Source organism: Bacillus sp. FSL R5-0434 (assembly GCF_038004745.1).
GTDB classification, from domain to species: Bacteria; Bacillota; Bacilli; order Bacillales; family Bacillaceae; genus Bacillus; species Bacillus halotolerans.
Map to the genome: position 1 here is coordinate 3,586,361 of NZ_JBBORV010000001.1, position 15,805 is coordinate 3,602,165.

The following is a 15,805-nucleotide window of genomic DNA, read 5'->3' on the forward strand; positions in this document are numbered from 1 at the left end:
ATGTTTATATTAAAAAGAATCCGGGTAATAGATAGAAAAACATTGTGAATAAATTGTTTAATCCTTTGAATAAAAATCAATATTTTGGTAATATGAATATAATTATCTTCTTTAACTATCTTTTGAAAATTTTCACGAGTAAACTTCTAAATATGTTTACATGATTAAGCTTTATAGCACTATCTGATGTTTTTAAAATAAATTCGAAAGCAAAGGCCCAAATTGGTATTTCAACAACAAAGCCAGCATATTTAAAATCTCTTAACTTATATCCCCATACTTCAATAGATTTTTTCAATTCTTTGCGCTTGCATATTTTTAAAGTTTTAAAGTACTTTACATATATGAAATCACTTTCTTGCATTTCATAATACTGGTTAATAAAGTGTCCAGTTAATTCGAGTTTCCACCCTTTAATCTTTGTTTTAGTAACAGTGCAGGAACTTTGAAATATTTTTTCTTTTTTTATTCTTTCAAGACCTTCTGTATTTTCTTCTTTTAGAAAAAACATAAATTCTTTATAATATATAGGCATATCTTGTTCGTTTATATATTGCGTATCGATATGTTTGAGAATATTAATATAAGAATGAATAAAATCTCTTTGCTCACTTTTATTTAAAACCGTCTTATAAATCTCTCGATAACTAGGATACAAAAACAATTTTATATGGTAAATAATCAAATATTGTATATAAGGAAGAATAGCATTGTATTTTTCGATTGACTTCATAAACAAAGTCATATAGCTTACATCCAGCAAATAAGAATACCTATTTTTGTTTAACCATGAACCATCCACTAATGAATTCTTTTCTTTCCGCTTTCTATAGAAATATTTCCCTTCTGCAACTACTCCGTAACTTTTTTCATTTAGCAATAACTGATTGATAAATATAGCGTCTTCCCAGAAATCCATGGATTCATCAAACAGAACCTTATGATTTATAATTTGCCTTCTATAAAAAGTTCCTCCAATATAAAAATGGACAGATTTATACTCTTTAAGAATGTTTATAATCCTGGTCCCTTTTTCAAATCTATTATTTAACTTATGATCGCCTTTTTTTTCACCTGTAAAATAAACTGGCAAAACAGCTATATTTGTATCTTTTCCGCAATTGCAAAAAAAATTATAAACACTTTGTATAGCATTTTTAGAGAGTACATCATCTGAATCTAGAAAACCAATGAATTTAGATTTTTCACTTACATTCAACAATCCACAATTTCTAGCGGCAGAAGGCCCTGAATTTTCAATCTTAAAAAATTTGATATTATTCGGATATGTTTTTTTATATAATTCACAAATTTGAGAGCTGTGGTCCACACTACCATCGTCTATTAATATAAGTTCTATATTTTCTTTAAAACCGATTGATTGTTGGATAACACTCTCTATTGAAGCCTTCAAGTAATTCTCGGAGTTATATATTGGCATAATTATAGAAAACATGTTAGTACCTCTTTGTATAGAAGTTTTAAAGAATCGTCTCAATAACTCTTTTAGAAGCCTGTCCATCTTCTAAATTGCAAAATTCATTGTAAAAAAGCTCGTAATTATTATCTATATAAGGGTTATGCAGCAAATCTTTAACTGTCTTAATAAGTTCTTCACTTGTTTGCACAAAGCTTCCTGGGGTTTTTTGTTGAAAATCAAAATAAAAACCTCTAATAGAGTCACGATAAATCGGGAGATCATACACAAAAAATACAATGGGTTTTTTTAAGTTTATATAATCAAAAAAAACAGAAGAATAATCTGTTATTAACAAATCACTAATTAAATACAAATCCCTTATATCTTTATATAAAGAAACATCCTTAACAAAATCATTATATTTGCCTAAATTAAACTGTTCTGAAACTAGATAATGCATTCTTAGAAGAATTACTACAGACTCTCCAAGTTCTCTTTTCATTTCTTCTAAATCAAATTGGAGTTTAAATTTATATTGGCCAACCTTCTTAAACTCATTATCTCTCCATGTTGGTGCATATAAAATAACTTTTTTATCCTCATTAATTCCTAACTCTTGCTTTACCTTTTTAATTAATGATTCCTTATTTGAAGAATACAAAATATCATTTCTCGGATAACCAGCCTCTATGATTTCTTTGTTAAATTGAAACGCACTTTTAAAAATTTCAGTCGAATAAGCATTAGGAGAAATTAAATAATCCCACTTGCTAGCTTCCCGCAGAAAATTTTGTTTGTATTTTTCAGTTGTAGTCCCCGGCATATGCACTTCATCCATATCATTAGCAAGCTTTTTTAACGGAGTGCCATGCCACGTTTGCACATACAATGTTTTTTTGGGTTTTGGGATCCATAATGGGAGGCGGCTATTTGTTATCCAATACTTTGCAGTGGCCATGTACCAAAGCCACTTGAAAGAAAACCTTTTAATATATGCTGCATCCACACCTTCTAATGCCGACATGTAACGCTTATCAATACTCCATATTAACTTATAGTCATATCTATCTTTATTTTCCTGAAGATATTCGTAGATTGCTCTGGGATTGCAGCTAAACTGTTTGCCAGAATAGCTTTCAAATAAAATTAATTTGTTGTTTCTTGGCAGAAGAGCGAAAAGTTGAAACAGCACCGAATATACCTTAATTAATAAACTTCTGCATTTATTTAAAATAAACGATTTCATCATAAACTCCTTAAAGAGCAAAAATTTATAATTCACGCACACAAGAAAAAAAGAAGCAACTGAACATTACTTCAAGCCTCTTTTAATTAGTACTTCTATAGACTAGCCATGTCTTTTTTGATTTGAGTAGTTGAAATGCCCTCTGTTCTTGGAAGGTATATGACCTCGCAATATTCCTTTAAGAAATCAAACTTCCCTTTCCAGTCATCACCGATGACAAACGTATCAATTCCGTACTTTTTGATATCTGAGATTTTTTGTTCCCAGTTTTTTTCTGGAATGACTTCATTCACAAAATCGATTGTTTCTAAAATGAGTTTTCTATGTTCATAAGAATGATGCGATTTTTTTTGTTTTTGCAAATTAAACTCATCTGTAGACAAGCCTACGATTAAGTAATCTCCGAGGTCTTTTGCTCGTTCAAGCAGCTTCATATGTCCATAGTGAAATAAATCAAATGTTCCGTACGTTATCACTTTCTTCATTAGATAACATCACCTTCCAACCGTTTTCAACTGAGAGTGCCAGATAAAAACCAAAAAACTTAACAAACTGTTTATAATTTCGACATAAATTTTACGTACCATTAATAATGAACAATAATAGCATAAGTTCCTATAAAAGTTAAGGCTCTTTAAAAATGTCAATTGCTAATAATATTTGGGATAAATCTATGTTGTTGTATAAAATTTACAGGTCTAATGCCTTATCTCATTTCATTATACCAAGCTTTCGTTTATGGAAACATCGATTCTTTTGTCATCAATTTGAGTGAAACGATTTGCTTTGTGTTACGTCATTTATTTTGTACACCCTCCTCATATTAATTCATCGTCAAAACGTGAAGGAATTGTAATGTGAATGTTAAAAGTTCCTAAAGATTTTTGTGGTATGATAGGGTAAGATGTTTTCAGGTAAAGTGATGAATTATGGTCTTTACACAAACTATACGAATGACACATGTTTTTTATAGACATATAGATGAAAAGGAGGGTTGACATAATGCAAACGAAACCCATTAATCAATTAGATTTTGTAGACGGTGAATTGTCTTCATTTGTATCCCATTTGGAAACTTCATATTTGGATCAGGCCAAAGGAGCGTTTATTGTTACGGCAAATCCAGAGATCGGGTTTGAAGCGATGCAAAATCCGCGATATGAAACAGTTCTTTCATCTGCTGATTTTATTTTGCCGGATGGTATTGGTGTTGTTATGGTCTCCAAGTTAATCGGAAGGCCTCTTCAATCCAGAATAGCCGGCTATGATTTGTTTACGTCCCTGTTGGATAAGGCTCACCAAAAGAAAAAGCGTGTTTTCTTTTACGGTGCAGCAAAACATGTTATTGAGCAAACAATCGAACGAGTCCGCCGTGATTATCCTGGAGTTGAAATTGCCGGATACTCTGACGGCTATGTCAAGGATCAAAGTGAAGTGGCAGACAAGATTGCTGCTGCAAAGCCGGATATGGTGTTTGTCGCGTTAGGTTACCCTGTTCAGGAGTTCTTTATCCATAAATACAGGCATTTATTCCCTCAAGCTGTAGCTGTAGGGCTCGGCGGCAGTTTTGATGTGTTTAGCGGCAATGTAAAAAGAGCGCCGTCGTTTTTTATCCGTTTTCACCTTGAATGGATGTACAGGCTGATCACCAACCCTTCGCGCTGGAGAAGAATGCTGAGCATTCCTAAATATGTTACAGCCGTGCTGAAGCATGAACGAGCTTCAGCCAAGCCGCAATATACAGGGCAGGTTAAAGATCAATCACGCCATTTGTAAACGGTCTTTAAAGGAGCTATGGTTTAAATGAAATATATGAATCATTCGCTGTATCAGCGGATAATCTTTGACAGCCCATTAGAGCTGATGACAGGGTGAACCCTCAATCTATGTTTGCGTTTTTTTATTCTTTGTTCATAAAAGTCATTGGCGCTTTACTCTTTTGGGTAAAACCGGGGAATCAACTGACCCTGCTTGTCTCTTTTCCTGATAATGCCCGTGCTCTGTTAAAGGAATATCAGGAGGAACAATATTCCTTTAACATTAATGTGCTGCTTACCCAGCACGCCAAATCACTGGCAGATGAATTTCCGGCACTCTCCGTCTCAGTTATTAATGAAAAACACCCGCTTCATATATGTAAAGCGGTCTTTTCTATGCTGAGCAGTAAAGCCGTGGTTGTTGATAACTATTTTGTTCTAACAACTGTTTTGGCCAGCCGGCCGGATATTGAGTGCATACAAGTCTGGCATGCGAACGGGGCGTTTAAGCGCTTTGGGTTAAAGGATATCAATACTCAGAACCGTTCCCGGTCTGACGTGAGACGCTTTCGTAAGGTATATGCTTCATTTGACCGGATTGTCGTCGGTTCTGAACACATGGCCGACATATTCAAGGAATTTTTCGATATCACAGAGGATAAATTTCTTCGATTTGGCGTGCCATTAACTGATGCTTACTATGAGGCCGGCAAAAACGGTCATGAACTAAAATGCAAACACCATCTGCCGGCAGGGAAAAAAATCATTCTGTATGCCCCGACTTTCAGGGATCATCAGTTTGAAAGCTTTTCGCTGCCATTTTCAGAAAAACAGCTGGCATATGATTTAAAAGGAGAATTTTTGCTTGCAGTAAAATTGCATCCTGTTATGAAACAATCTGCAGATTTACCTGTCAATAATGAGTGGATAAAAGATGTATCAGATCTCCCTCTTGCAGACCTTTTAAAAATGAGCGATCTGTTAATATCGGATTACTCTTCAGTTCCTTTTGAATTTGCTCTGTTGGACAAACCCATTCTGTTTTATGCGTATGATATGGTTGCTTACGACAAAACACGCGGTTTGATTAGAAATTATACAGAGATGATACCTGGGGTGCCTTGCATTGATTCAGAAATGCTCCTAGAACAGATGCAAGATATAAACAAGCTTCAATCTGAAGTGGAGCGTTTTTCCCATGAATGGAATCTGTACTCTAAAGGAAATGCCAGCAAGCAGCTTTTACGCTATATAAACGAGAAATCATACTGATCTTTATATATAATAAAGATCGGTATTGCAAATAATATGAAAACCCTTTATAAAACATTATGAGTTGTGGTAAGGAAGGAGTCATTTTATGATTTATGCTGAGATTCTAGCCGGTGGAAAAGGTTCCCGCATGGGAAATGTCAATATGCCAAAACAGTTTTTGCCGTTAAATAAACGTCCTATTATTATTCATACGGTTGAAAAATTTTTATTAAATGACCGTTTCGATAAGATTTTAATCGTTTCACCTAAAGAGTGGATTAACCATACAAAAGATATTTTAAAGAAATTCATTGGAAACGATGATCGCCTGGTCGTGGTGGAAGGCGGAAGCGACCGCAATGAATCAATTATGAGCGGTATCCGTTACATCGAAAAAGAATTTGGCATTCAGGATGATGACGTGATTATTACCCATGATTCTGTGCGCCCATTTTTGACTCATCGTATTATCGAGGAAAACATTGATGCTGTTCTTCAATATGGCGCTGTCGACACAGTCATATCAGCCATTGACACAATTATCGCTTCAGAAGACCAAGAGTTTATCTCTGATATTCCTGTACGCGATAATATGTATCAGGGACAAACACCGCAAAGCTTCCGCATCAGCAAATTGGTCGAACTTTATAATCAGCTCTCAGATGATCAAAAAGCCGTACTGACTGACGCTTGTAAAATCTGTTCACTAGCTGGTGAAAAAGTGAAGCTGGTTCGCGGTGAAGTCTTTAATATTAAAGTAACGACACCATATGACTTAAAAGTGGCAAATGCCATTTTACAGGAGCGAATTTCACAATGATTAATCAAACGTATCGTTTAGTTTCTGCCCGACAATTTGAAGTGACGTATAAAGATAAAGTTGTCCATTCAGATAAGGTCGTCGTCCGGCCTACCCATTTATCCATCTGTGCTGCCGACCAGCGTTATTACACTGGTTCCCGCGGCAAAGAAGCCATGGATAAAAAACTGCCGATGGCCCTGATCCATGAAGGAATCGGAAAAGTGATGTTTGATCCGACCGGCACTTTTAAAGTCGGAACACGGGTTGTCATGGTGCCGAATACACCGGTTGAAGAGCATGAAGTGATTGCGGAAAATTATCTGCGGTCCAGCAGATTCCGTTCCAGCGGTTATGACGGTTTCATGCAGGATTACATGTTTATGGCCGCGGATCGGCTCGTTGAACTTCCGGACAGCATTAATCCGCATGTAGCAGCTTTTACCGAGCTAATCACCATTGCAGTCCATGCGCTTTCCCGATTTGAACGGATGGCGCATAAGAAGCGTGACACATTTGGTGTCTGGGGAGACGGAAACCTCGGATTTATCATGACGCTTCTTTTGAAGAAGAAATATCCGGACAGCAAAGTGTTTATTTTCGGAAAAACGCCTTATAAACTTGATCATTTCTCTTTTGTTGATGCAGCTTATCAAATCAACGACATTCCTGAAGATGTGAGAATCGATCATGCCTTTGAATGTGTAGGCGGACGCGGCAGTGAAAGCGCGATTGAACAGATCATCGCCCATGTTCATCCTGAAGCATGTGTAGCGCTCTTAGGCGTATCGGAATACCCAGTGGAAATTGAAACAAGAATGGTGCTTGAAAAAGGGATTACGCTGATCGGCAGCAGCCGCAGCGGACGCGAGGATTTTGCCCGTACTGTAGACTTTTTAGCTCAATACCCAGAAGTCGTTGATTATTTAGAAACATTAGTCGGCGGACGCTTTCCGGTACGCAGTATTGAGGAAATTACACACGCGTTTGAAGCAGATTTGACTTCATCTTGGGGAAAAACTGTTATTGAATGGGACATTTAAACAGTGAAAACATTCCTTACACGAATTATAAAAGGAGTATTCGGCACTGCTTATAAACTATTGAGCGCTTTATTACCAGTACAGCATAACAAAGTTGTCATAGCTTCCTATCGTGAGGATCATTTAAGTGATAATTTCAAAGCAGTCTATGAAAAGCTGGAGCAAGATCCGTCTCTTCGTATTACCCTGCTATTTCGCAAGATGGATAAGGGGTTGATCGGACGAGCTTCGTATTTGCTTCATCTTTTCAGCTCTTTATATCATCTTGCCACATGCCGTGTGCTGTTGTTGGATGATTATTATTTTCCTTTGTACGTTGTTCCCAAACGAAAGGAAACAGTAGCCATCCAGCTTTGGCATGCTTGCGGTGCGTTTAAAAAATTTGGCTACAGCATTGTGAACAAGCCGTTTGGACCTTCTTCCGATTACCTGAAGATCGTTCCTGTGCATTCTAACTATGACTATGCGATTGTCAGCGCACCCGCTGCCGTTCCGCATTTTGCTGAAGCTTTTCAAATGGAGCAAGAGCAGATTTTGCCGCTTGGTATACCGAGAACAGATTATTTTTATGATCAGGAACATATTCGCACTGTTCAAGATCAGTTTGATCGGGCTTATCCTGAACTTAAGCATAAGAAAAAGCTTTTGTATGCTCCTACCTTTCGAGGCAGCGGACATCATCAAGAGGGTTACGCTACCCCGCTTGATCTGCTACAATTAAAATCAGCGCTAAACCATAAAGATTATGTCGTCATGCTCCATCTTCATCCGTATATGCGCCAGCACGCGCGTACGGAAGAGGATGATTTTGTGCTGGATTTATCCGATTCGTACTCTTTGTATGATTTGATGGCAATCTCTGATGGACTGATAACCGATTATTCTTCAGTCATTTTCGAATACAGCCTGCTGAAGCGTCCGATGTATTTTTACTGCCCGGATTTAGAAGACTATTTAGAAGAACGAGATTTCTACTATCCATTTGAATCATTTGTGCCCGGGCCGATTTCTAAAGACGTTACATCGCTTGTACGAGACATCGAGAATGTGCATGAAGCTGATACGAAGCGGATTGAAGCTTTTTCGCAGAAGTTTATTACCCATCAAGACGGCAAATCTTCAGAGCGGGTAGCCGATTTTATTTCATCATTTTTAACATCTGGTGCCGATTAGGAGAAAGTGAGGTACAAAGTGAAGCTTGCCAGAAAGATTAAGAACAGACTTTTCAGATCAAGAAAGAAAGCGAAAAAAGAAAATACAGCTCTGATTGTTCATCCAACAGATAACAGAGTCTTTTCTCTTTTTGATAAAACGAAGCGTGTCGAAGAAAATCAGCAAGTGCCTGTCAGAAAAATTTCTGAGTTTTCTTGGAATGGGTCGATCCTTAAGATTGCGGGTTATATGTATATTAAGGGTCTGCCTCTGCAAAAAGAGGATCAGGTCCGCAAACGTTTATTATTGGTGAACAACGGTGTTTTATTCACAGCTGTTTCGTTGCGCGATTGTCCTGTAGAACAGTTATCCATCAATACTGCAAATGTGCCTGAAGCCTATAAATGGGCAGGATTTTCACAGCAGATTAACTTTTCTAAATTGATGAATGACAAGCCTCTTCCCCAAGGCGAGTATAAGCTCTTTCTCGAAATCGAGGCAGTCGATGACCAAAATATCAAACACCAGGAAGTGCATACGGTCGGAAATGTCAGCAGTTTCCTCTCTAATGATGTGTATGCGACAAAGATGGAATTTCATTCAGCTAAAAAGCTGATGAAGTTCAATTTGATTGTCAACTATGATGAGAGCGAAAAGACGATTAATTTGTCTTGCAACAAACTGCAGGAAATTGATCCGAGCCTTTTGGAGCTTGATACCGGAAAAGAAGCAAACCGCTTTTTGCGCAAGCTGAATACGAGCTTGTTCCATTTTGCTTATGATGTGTTCCGCCTGCTTCCAATTAAGTCGAACAAGATCGTCTTTGCTTCCGACAGCCGTCTTGATTTGACAGGCAACTTTGAATTTGTTTACGAGGAACTGCTGAAGCGGGAAGAAAACTTTGATTTTAAATTTTTCTTAAAGAGCAGCATACGTGACAGAAAAAGCCTGTCTGAACTAATGTCAATGGCTTATCATTTTGCGACTAGCAAGATCATTTTTATAGATGATTTTTATCCGATTATTTATCCGTTAAAAATCCGTAAAAATGCTGATCTTGTCCAGCTGTGGCATGCTGTCGGCGCCTTTAAGACATTCGGCTACAGCCGAATCGGACTGCCGGGAGGACCGTCACCGCATTCGAAAAACCACAGAAACTACACGAAGGTTATTGTCAGCTCTGAAAATATACGGAAGCACTATGCAGAGGGCTTTGGCGTGGACATTGAGAATGTGATTGCTACCGGTGTTCCGCGAACAGACTTCTTCTTTGATGAAGCGAAAAAAGCATTTGTGAAGGAACGTCTTTATACGGAATATCCATTCCTTAAAGATAAGAAGGTTATCCTCTTTGCGCCTACTTTCCGCGGAAATGGACAGCAATCAGCCCATTATCCTTTTGAGGTACTTGATTTTGACCGTCTGTATCATGAATTAAAGGATGAATATATCTTCTTATTTAAAATACATCCGTTCGTTCGGAACGACGCCAATATCCCTTATCAGTACAGCGATTTCTTTTATGATTTCTCTTCTTTCAGAGAAATCAATGAGCTATTGCTTGTGACGGATGTTCTGATTACGGATTATTCTTCAGTATGCTTTGAGTATGCTTTATTAAATAAACCGATGATCTTCTTCAGCTATGATGTTGATGATTATATTCGGAAACGTGATTTCTATTACGATTACTTTGACTTTATCCCAGGCCCGCTTGCGAAAACGTCTGAGCAAATGATTTCTATTATTAAAGAAGAGAAATATAACTTCGATCAAATTGATTCATTTGTACATTATTTCTTTGATGATCTGGATGGGAAAGCAAGTGAACGTGTCATTGATCAAATTGTTTTCCCTCAGGAAGAGGAACCGTTAGAGGATAAAGTTCTTAAAAGATAATAAAAAAACACCTTTTGCTGCGGGACTGACCCCATAAGATGAGACAAATAAAAAACACCTTCAAGTTTGAAAACGGATAGTTGTTATCCGAAATAAGACTTGGAGGTGTTTTTTGTATGGGAACAAGAATGAGTTATCCGATTGAAGTCAAACAGAAGGCTGTAGAAATGAGATTGGCAGGCGTGCCTATGAAAGAGATCATGCAGGAATTGAATATCAGGAATAAGACGCAGGTTCAGACATGGGTTAGATGGCATAAAGCTGGGGATACACATCGATTTGAACAGCCTGTTGGTAAGCAATACACTTACGGAAAAGGTCCGGAGTATTCTTCCGAATTAGAGAAACTGCAGGCAGAGAACCGTTATCTGAGACAACAAAATGAAGTTTTAAAAAAGTACAACGAATTGGAAAGGAAGTTGATAGCCAAACGTCAGTCGAACTTGTAGAAGTATTGCACGGCACAATGACCGTACAGAATATCTGTGTTCATTTAGGTATCTCACGAGCGTCTTATTATCGTTGGAAGAAGAACCTGATGAAAGATCATCCCAAGTGCCATTCGGAAAAACAAATCGGCACGTTGTGCCGAGAGCACAAGTATCGATATGGATATCGAAAAATTACAGCTATATTAAAAAAGGAAATGCGTATTAACCATAAAACGGTTCAGCGTATCATGCAGAAAAATCAGTGGCAGTGCCGGGTTAAGGTGAAAAAGCGCAAGAAGAATGGGCAGCCATATGCCGTGGTTGATAATATATTAGATCGGAACTTTCAGTCCGATCATCCTCTTGAAAAACTAGTAACGGATATCACGTATTTGCCTTATGGACAGAAACAATTGTACCTTTCCAGTATATTGGATGTATACAATGGAGAAGTAATTGCTTTCACGATTGGAGATAAGCAGGACACAGACTTTGTCTTAAACACACTTGATCAGCTGCCAACACTGCCTCAGAACTGCGTGTTACATAGTGACCAAGGATCTGTGTATACATCTTATGAGTATCAGAAAGCTGTTAAAACAAAAGGCATTACCATGAGCATGTCCCGCAAAGGGACGCCCGCTGATAATGCCTCCATCGAATCGTTTCATTCCTCACTAAAGTCTGAAACGTTCTATCTTAACAGCATTGATCGAACCACGACCGCCATCGTAGAACGCACTGTCAAAGAATACATTTATTATTATAACAACATTCGTATTCAAACGAAACTAAACAGCCAATCACCGATAAGCTATCGGCAATTGGCTGTATAAAAGGTGTTTTGATCCCTGTCTCAAAAACAGGGGTCAGTCCCCCGCAGCAAAAGGTGTTTTTTTATTTATTGATACTCCGGAACATCATAATACAGTGTGTATCCATCCAGTAATGAATACAGGCTGTACATGCGGTTTACTTGTTTGTACGCCCAGCCGATATCTGTTGCATATTGGTGTGCAGCTGTGGCTGACCATCTCATCTTGTATAGCGTATCTTGATTGTAGGCTGTGTTATGAATGTAGGATGTGCCTATGAATTTGGCGCCCCCGATAATGGCGGCTTCTGGAGTGAACCAGCCTTGCTCGTATGCGTATTTGGCGCCGTAGTAGTTCGGGTTGCTATCGTATGCGCCGATTCCGTACATGTTATAAACGGTTTTTCCGTTATAGGTTAAACCATTGGCCAAATCGGATGTTCCGTTGCCTGTTTCAAGGAGAGCGTGTGAGATTAAATATAGCTCGTTGATGCTGTACTTATTTGCGGCATCGATAAATGCCTTTGCTTTCCCTGTCAGGATGCCTTTGCCCGCAAGCACTTTCTGATTGACCTCGGCAACGCTGAGGCCGGCTGTCTGTGACAGCTTAAGAAATTGGAAGTAGTATTTGCTGTCCATGGAAAAGTTGTTTGGGTCAACGTATTGTCCTACTTCATCACTGCTGGCGTTTCTCCACCCCATATTGATTTTAGCCCAGCCGTTTGTCTGGCCGATGATTCTCACTTTATCACCTTTTCTTAATTGGCCAATGACGTTCGTCGGACTGACTGCCGGTGTTGACCGGATGTTGAGTACATCAGCTGTAACCGTAGAGGTTGCTGTATTGATATACGCGAGGGATACGTAAGCTGCACCGTCGGTTTGCGGGCTGACTTTCATTTGTTTTTGAACCATATCACGAAGCGAGAGATTATAATTCGTTTTCATGATTTGCGGACCGTTTTTTATTTTTACAGTGGATGATGTCCATCCATATAATTGTTTCAGCTTCGCTGATGCCGCTGAAGCTGCGCTATTGCCTGTGAATTGCTCGTTAAGGCTAATTTTATAAAGCGTGTTGCTTTTGGTCGTGTAGTTCGCGCTTAACTGCTGAGCTTTAAAATAGTTCAGTCCATTGTTCAATGCTGTTTTGCTGCTGAGCTGAGATGTCAGGATTTTGTATTGTGTATATGCTGTTGCGCCTGTTTTCGCGGCTGTGCCAGAGACGTTATTTTTTTTGAAAAAAGCAAGTACACGATCGATGTCCTCTTGGCTGATGATCGCCTCAGTGGTGATTTGATATTTACTTCCTGCTGTCTGACCCGTTTTTTTGCTTGCGGCTGAAATCTGATTCGATTTAAAGAACGTGATGGCTTCATTGACTTTTGCCGCATCCAGCAGAGATTCAGTTGTAATTTTAAATGTGTTGGCAGTTTGTTTTTTTACTGTTTTTGCTGCAGCACTTAGCTTATTCTTCTTTAAAACGTTCAAACCTTTTGTAACTTTTGCTTGGTCTGTTGTTTCTTCAGAAATGAGCTGATATTGGTTTTCGGCTTTTTTTCCAGTCGCTTTTTTCGTTGCCTTTACTTTTTTCTGTGTGAAGAAGGCCGCAGCTTTGTTGGCCTGCTGCTCACCTAAAATCTGTGCAGTCGTAATTTGATAGGCAGATGATGTTGCCGTTTTTTTCACGGCAGATGACGTGTAATGCCATTTTTTCTTTTTGAAAAATGCGTCGACCTTTTGAAGCTGCTGTTTTGTCAAATTCTTCATGTTTACCGTATATGATGTGCTTTTGCCGACCTTTTGATAATATCCGGACACCCCAGTGTTTTTCTTGATTTGGCTGATGGCATCCTTCACTGTATTCAGCCCTTTGAAATAAGCCGATTGGACATTGTATACGTCTGCTGTAGTTTTTTGATTGATTGACTTGTAGCTTCCCGTAATTCCGGTGCTTTGTTTCAGCTGCTGTAACAAAGTCTTGGCGTTTGCTTCACCTGATATAGAGGCTGTTGTAAACGTGTAATAGGCTTGGCCTTTCGCTGTTTCTTTTAATGATGCCTTCAGTCCTGATTCTTTTTGGAATGCGTTTTTGACTTGGGCAGCCTTGCTGTCTCCGATAATAGCACCTGATTGAATGCTTGTTACAGACACTTCATGAGTAACGGGCTGGTACGTGCTTTTTATCCCCGTTTTCTTTGTCAGGCCTTGGATAAGCTCCTTTACCTTCATCTCATCTGCTATTTCCGAGGTAACCACGTTCATGTAAAACTGGGCTGTGCCGGACATCTTCACAGCGCCGGATACCCCTGTTTCCTGCTTAAGTTTGGCCAGCAGGGTGTTGGCCTGTTTTTCACTTGAAATTGCGCCGGATGTGATGGTCATATACGGCTGTTTGCTGCCGACTGGACTGGATGTGCCTGTAATGGCAGTCTGTTTTGTCAGTCCGCTCAGCACGGTTTTAGCTTGTGCTTCGCTATGTATGCCTGTAGCGGTAATTTGGTAGGTTGCTGTTGTTCCTGAAGCCTGATAGGAGGCATCCCAGCCTGTGTCTTTTTCCAATTTGGCGGCGGCCTGAGAGGCTTGGCTTTCTGTACTGAATGTTTTTGCCGGCTCCACCTTATAAATCGAGTAGTCCGTATACGCTGCAGCCTGTGCAGAGCCGGTTATGGTAAAAAAGGCAAGGGACGCGGCGGACAGAAGCATCGGTGCGATTAATCTCTTTTTCATTCCTTCTCCTCTTTCTTATTCAATGAGTATATAAAACTAGTTTATTTATCGGCACGCGTATGCTCTATTTATAGGTCAATCCATTCCATTTTTGAAAAATAAAAAACTTAATCTCTAAGTGAGATTAAGTTTACATGTGTGACACAATCAATGTGCATGTGCCTTTAATTGTGAAGTCGGACATATTGTAAGGCAAAATAAAGTGATCGCCCTTTTTAAGCGGGCATGTTTCTTTTCCATACGTAAGCGAACCGCTTCCTTCTATTACACTGCATATCAAGAAGCTCTCATCCTGCGAAAGCTCAGCCTCTCCATTAATGTCCCATTTATAGACGGAAAAGTATTCCCCTTGGACAAACGTTTTAATTGTTATTCCTTTTCTTGATTCGGTTGATTCGTCTATATATCCGTCCACATGGGGAACGGTCGCCGCGTTAATGGCTTTTGCAAAATGAAGCTCTCTTGGCTTGCCGCTTGTTTCGAGACGGTCATAGTCGTAGACCCGATATGTGGCATCTGAATTTTGCTGGGTCTCTAACACAAGCGTTCCTTTGCATAAAGCATGTATCGTACCGCTCGGCACATAATAGAAATCACCCGGCTTAATCTTGATTCTTCGCAGCAAGCCTTCCCAGTCACCGCTGTTAATCATTGTGACAAGCTCAGTTTTTGAACGCGCCGTATGTCCGTAAATGATTTCTGCGTTTTCTTTGCAGTCAATAATATACCAGCACTCCGTCTTGCCGAGTTCTCCCTGTTCGTTCTCTCCAGCGTAATAATCATCGGGATGGACTTTAATCGACATATCTTCTTTTACGTCCAGCAGCTTCGTCAGTAACGGGAACCGGTCTCCCTCCACGCCTCCGAACAATTCCCGGTGCTCATCCCAAAGCTCGGTCAATGTCTTTCCTTTATACGGGCCATTCACAACAGTGCTCGGTCCTTTTGGATGAGCGGAAATGGCCCAGCACTCCCCTGTTGTTTCTGATGGAATGTCATACCTGAAGACATCGCGTAAAGCGGTGCCGCCCCAGATTCTTTCTTTAAACACTGGCTTGAAAAAAATCGGTGATTGCGTCATGATCCGTACCCCTCCCCTTTAAATGGCTGATCATTATTTTCCCGATGCGTGCCCCTTACAAACGCCCCTATGTCTGTCTGCTTTTCAATGACAACATATGTACAAAGCATTATGTATCAATGACCCCTTTTGAGAAAACGCTTCCTTTTTATTATATCACTTTCAAAAGAAGGTTTGTT

Annotated in this window: 12 protein-coding genes; 7 read left to right on the forward strand and 5 right to left on the reverse strand. The window is 39.2% G+C overall.

The genetic code is table 11. The features are described 5' to 3' along the window. Nucleotides 1-115: 115 nt before the first annotated feature. The 3 genes from NYE43_RS18665 to tagD form a co-directional block, all read right to left on the reverse strand. Nucleotides 116-1,456, reverse strand: coding sequence for a glycosyltransferase family 2 protein (locus tag NYE43_RS18665; protein WP_255002075.1), 1,341 nt, complete (start codon nt 1,454-1,456; stop codon nt 116-118). Between the two features lie 25 nt (nt 1,457-1,481). After that, complete coding sequence (locus tag NYE43_RS18670; RefSeq protein WP_339234485.1) at nt 1,482-2,666, reverse strand: CDP-glycerol glycerophosphotransferase family protein; 1,185 nt, start codon at nt 2,664-2,666, stop codon at nt 1,482-1,484. Nucleotides 2,667-2,761: 95 nt separating this feature from the next. Further along, complete coding sequence (tagD, locus tag NYE43_RS18675) at nt 2,762-3,151, reverse strand: glycerol-3-phosphate cytidylyltransferase (protein ID WP_059353647.1); 390 nt, start codon at nt 3,149-3,151, stop codon at nt 2,762-2,764. 517 nt (nt 3,152-3,668) lie between these two features. Between tagD and NYE43_RS18680 the strand changes: the two genes are divergently transcribed. From NYE43_RS18680 to NYE43_RS18710, 7 genes are all read left to right on the forward strand, one after another. Continuing rightward, nucleotides 3,669-4,442 (forward strand): WecB/TagA/CpsF family glycosyltransferase, encoded by a 774-nt coding sequence (locus NYE43_RS18680; protein WP_127696422.1) that lies wholly within the window; start codon nt 3,669-3,671, stop codon nt 4,440-4,442. 110 nt (nt 4,443-4,552) lie between these two features. Further along, on the forward strand, nt 4,553-5,695 hold the full coding sequence (locus NYE43_RS18685) for a CDP-glycerol glycerophosphotransferase family protein (RefSeq protein WP_216393927.1): 1,143 nt from the start codon (nt 4,553-4,555) through the stop codon (nt 5,693-5,695). Between the two features lie 88 nt (nt 5,696-5,783). Then, nucleotides 5,784-6,497, forward strand: a complete 714-nt coding sequence (locus tag NYE43_RS18690) for an IspD/TarI family cytidylyltransferase (protein ID WP_059353650.1) — start codon at nt 5,784-5,786, stop codon at nt 6,495-6,497. Next, complete coding sequence (locus NYE43_RS18695) at nt 6,494-7,519, forward strand: ribitol-5-phosphate dehydrogenase (protein WP_059353651.1); 1,026 nt, start codon at nt 6,494-6,496, stop codon at nt 7,517-7,519. The genes NYE43_RS18690 and NYE43_RS18695 overlap by 4 nt, the downstream gene beginning before the upstream one ends. A gap of 3 nt (nt 7,520-7,522) precedes the next feature. Beyond that, nucleotides 7,523-8,692 carry a CDP-glycerol glycerophosphotransferase family protein gene (locus tag NYE43_RS18700; protein WP_202853593.1) on the forward strand — a complete coding sequence of 390 codons (1,170 nt, stop codon included), beginning with the start codon at nt 7,523-7,525 and terminating at the stop codon, nt 8,690-8,692. Nucleotides 8,693-8,710: 18 nt separating this feature from the next. Continuing rightward, nucleotides 8,711-10,570, forward strand: coding sequence for a CDP-glycerol glycerophosphotransferase family protein (locus NYE43_RS18705; RefSeq protein WP_216393929.1), 1,860 nt, complete (start codon nt 8,711-8,713; stop codon nt 10,568-10,570). Between the two features lie 116 nt (nt 10,571-10,686). Beyond that, a protein-coding gene (locus tag NYE43_RS18710; RefSeq protein ID WP_341062376.1) for an IS3 family transposase occupies nt 10,687-11,837 on the forward strand; the annotation gives its coding sequence in 2 pieces (ribosomal slippage) (nt 10,687-10,960 and nt 10,960-11,837; 1,152 coding nt in all). A 65-nt stretch (nt 11,838-11,902) separates the two neighbouring features. On the opposite strand, the gene NYE43_RS18715 is transcribed toward NYE43_RS18710, so the two are convergent. Both NYE43_RS18715 and manA read right to left on the reverse strand, forming a co-directional pair. Next, a complete protein-coding gene (locus NYE43_RS18715) occupies nt 11,903-14,545 on the reverse strand; it encodes a glucosaminidase domain-containing protein (RefSeq protein ID WP_341062378.1) in 2,643 nt (880 codons plus the stop codon). A 130-nt stretch (nt 14,546-14,675) separates the two neighbouring features. Continuing rightward, the gene (gene manA / locus NYE43_RS18720; RefSeq protein WP_326323701.1) at nt 14,676-15,626 is read right to left on the reverse strand and encodes a mannose-6-phosphate isomerase, class I; all 951 of its coding nucleotides are present in this window, start codon (nt 15,624-15,626) and stop codon (nt 14,676-14,678) included. Nucleotides 15,627-15,805 lie beyond the last annotated feature (179 nt).